The sequence below is a fragment of the Achromobacter arsenitoxydans SY8 genome (genome assembly GCF_000236785.1).
GTDB classification, from domain to species: domain Bacteria; phylum Pseudomonadota; class Gammaproteobacteria; order Burkholderiales; family Burkholderiaceae_B; genus Achromobacter; species Achromobacter arsenitoxydans.
Genome location: NZ_AGUF01000072.1, coordinates 1 through 3,151 on the forward strand (window position 1 = coordinate 1; position 3,151 = coordinate 3,151).

Below are 3,151 nucleotides of genomic sequence, written 5' to 3' on the forward strand. Positions count from 1 at the left end.
AGGCGCTACGCGCCGGGCGTAGGCTTCGCCATTAGTAATACGCATGGACTTGGGACACTCTCCCGGCTCTGCGATGTAGCGCCCGGCAGCGGTCTTGCTAATGCCCATCTGTGCAGCAATGGCCCGCACGCTCAGACCCTGCGCCTTGAGGGCCAAAGCCTGCGCCTGCTTGGCGCTGGCTGCTTCCAGATAGGAAGCACGATCGACAGCCCCAGCGGCACGTCTGCGGGCTTTCTCGCGCTCGCTGTGGCGCTCTGCGGCCATGTCCCGGCTGATGAGCGTGCGCAGCTTGCGCTGCTCGTCGTCGGTGATGTGAAACAGGCTGATAAGCGTGTCGTTCTTGGGCGTGTAGAGCGGCGCAAACTGCTTGCCGCCGAACTCCACCTTTTCCCCGGCTTCGTGGGCCTTGGCCTTGGCGTACAGCGTCATAAGCTCGGCGCTGCGGTAGTTCCACCGTGGGTCAAGCTCACGGGCCAGCGCGGCGGCCTCGTGGTACATCTGGCCGGTGTGCGTCGCACCTGACAGCAGCAGGAAATTCAGCCGCCAAAACAGGTGCTGCATCCGCTCACCCTCGGCCACGCCGCCGCGCAGCGCGGCCAGCGTGCGCAAGTCCTCCAGGCGATCCCACGCCAGTTGCCGCCCGTTGAGCGTGCGCAGGTTGCCGGTTTGGCCGCCCGGCAGCAGCTTGAACTGGCGACGGTCGGCGCGGGCCTTGCGGTCGGCCTCGATGTCCCAGCGGGCCACCGGCAGCAGCGCCTCGGCCAGATACTCGAAGTTGTACCGGATCGGCTCGCCGTCCGGGCCTAGCTCAACGTGGATGACGCGGCAAACCTCGCCGCTCTTGCTGTTCACCGTATTGACCAGCCGGAGCACGCGGCTTGCATCCTTGGCCGCTGGATCAGCGCCCAGCCCGGCCAGACGGTCGATCAGGTAACGCTGGCAGGCATTCCAGCGTGGCAGCGCCTGACGCGGCAAGGTGCCATCCAGCAGCCACTTTGCTTGCACGCCACGGCCAGAGAAAACGAGGATCGACGGCGGCGGCACGCCTTCGTCGTAGCAGCGGAACATGACAGCGGCGGCCAGTTGCTCGGGGCTGCGCCCCTGCGCCCACGGCTCGCGGTAGGTGTCCAGATCGGCGAACAGCAAGCCGATGCGGGCCAAGTTGACCACGCGGCGATTGGGCTTGATGAACTCAGCCTGAGACAGCCAGGTATCCCGGCTGTGGTCGAGCATGGAGAGCACCACGGGCATCTGTGACAGCCGGTAACTGTCCTGCTTCTTGCCGCTGCCCTCGCCCGTCGCCATGAGCAACGAGAAAAAGCCCTGCCGGGCTGTGTCGTGATAGCAACCCGCCTCATCGGCTGGGCTGAAAAGTCGTAGCTGTGCTTGCCCCATAACCCTCTTTCCGCTTGTGCGGCAAGAGGTAGGGCGCTACAATGCAGACCATAGTTTGGGTGTTTCTGGTCGTCTGCATCGGTCACGCCTTGGGGTTCCAAACAGTGCCACCTGCTAGGTTCCCACCTCTTGCCAAGCCCCGCTGCCACGCGGGGCTTTGCTTTTTCATCCATCTGAACTCCGCTCCTTCGCTTCCAAAGTTCGCGGAATCCAGCCTTTTGCATTCGCCGTCCAGTGCAGCACGCCATGCTGCCGCAGCACTGCCGCCGCGCCATCGAAAGAGCGAAAAAACCGGATGCCTCCCCGGTACTGGCCGAGAATGCGCCGCTCGTTGCCAACGTGCAGCACGATCACCAGCCCGCGCTCTGTGTTCTCGATGACAGCGCCCTTGATCTCATGCGGTGCGTTCTTCGCAAACGCCTTGAAATGAGAGGGCGGCAGTACCTCCAGACTCAACGGTTCCATTTCAACCATCACTTTATACCCCACGCGCCGTATTTCATCAACATTATTAAATTTCGCCAAATCAAAAATGTATGGACTATAGTCCATGCTTTTGACCCGTCCAGCCGGTTAAGTGATTACTCAATCACTCTTTTCATCAAGTGAGCGCACCAGTTCGCGCAGAATGTCCGTGATGCTGCGCCCGGTCTTGGCGGCGTAAATCTTCAGCTTCGTGTGCTCGGCCCGGTCGAGGTCGAAATTCACCCGGACGGTGGCGGCCTTGTCGGCAAGGTCGGACAAGGTAGGGCCAGCCTTCGCGGCGCTCGGGCGGCCTGCTTTCATGCCAAGTTTCCCGCTACTCATTTTCACCTACTCCTTAATTACTCAAATGGTGCAATTGAGGAAACGGCGCACTTCCTCAGCCAGCGCCCGGATTTCCTCGGCGGCCTCGCTCGTCGGCTCTTGGTCAATGGCCGTGGTGCCGCTGGCCGCGCTGCTCGGGTAGATGACGCGCTGCGTGATGCGCGTTTGCAGGATCGGCAGGCCGTACCCGGCCAGCGCCTCGGAGACTTCCGCACCAATCTTGGTGCCCTTGATCGCACGGGACACCACGAAAGCCGCTTTTAGCTTGCCGTCGGTCAGCTCGATGCGCTGCTTGACCAAATCCACGAGGTCAGAGGTTGCCCAAATGTCGTAGGGCGACGGCTGCACCGGGATCAGCACACAATCGGCGGCCTTCATTGCCGACACGGCCAAGTCATGAGCCTGCGGCGCTCCGTCGATCACAACAAAGTCTTTCCGGGCCACGCTCTTTAGATCGCGCTCGATGGTGGGCCGGTCGATGCCAACCACGGGCACGGGTTGATCCTCGCGGACGGCGGCCCAATCGCGGGCGCTGCCCTGCGGGTCAGAATCAACCAGCAACACGTCTGCGCCGTCGAGTTGCAGGGCGCGGGCAAGGTGGGTGGCGATGGTGGTTTTACCCGCCCCGCCCTTCTGGTTCAGTACAGCAATGACTTGCATATGCGCTCCTTGAGCTATTGAGCGTTTGAGGAAAAAAGGAATTACTCAAGCGCAGTATAGCATATTGAGGATTTGAGTAAATGCACCTTTTGAGGGTTTGAAGTCATAAAAAACCCCGCACGCGGCGGGGTTCGGTGGCAGGGCAGGGGAGGGCTTAGGCGGCCTGGTGGATCTCGTCGGCCACCTGTCGGCACATGGCCAGCATGTCGAGCGTGCCCGCTGCGATGGCCTCAAGGGTCGCATCATCCAGCGCCTGCACGATGCTGGTAGCCCGGCGCTCAAGCTCCTG

4 protein-coding genes are annotated in these 3,151 nt (G+C 62.1%); all 4 read right to left on the bottom strand.

The features are described from left to right. Positions 1 to 1,395, bottom strand: a 1,395-nt coding sequence (locus KYC_RS21950) for a replication protein (RefSeq protein ID WP_043519078.1), incomplete at its 3' end; no start/stop codon positions are given. Positions 1,396 to 1,560: 165 nt separating this feature from the next. Next, positions 1,561 to 1,947 carry a ParC family partition-associated protein gene (gene parC / locus KYC_RS21955; protein ID WP_011270177.1) on the bottom strand — a complete coding sequence of 129 codons (387 nt, stop codon included), beginning with the start codon at positions 1,945 to 1,947 and terminating at the stop codon, positions 1,561 to 1,563. Between the two features lie 33 nt (positions 1,948 to 1,980). Continuing rightward, positions 1,981 to 2,181 carry a plasmid partition protein ParG gene (locus KYC_RS21960; RefSeq protein WP_008166578.1) on the bottom strand — a complete coding sequence of 67 codons (201 nt, stop codon included), beginning with the start codon at positions 2,179 to 2,181 and terminating at the stop codon, positions 1,981 to 1,983. 42 nt (positions 2,182 to 2,223) lie between these two features. Beyond that, positions 2,224 to 2,862, bottom strand: a complete 639-nt coding sequence (gene parA / locus KYC_RS21965; protein ID WP_008166580.1) for a ParA family partition ATPase — start codon at positions 2,860 to 2,862, stop codon at positions 2,224 to 2,226. Between the last annotated feature and the right edge of the window lie 289 nt (positions 2,863 to 3,151).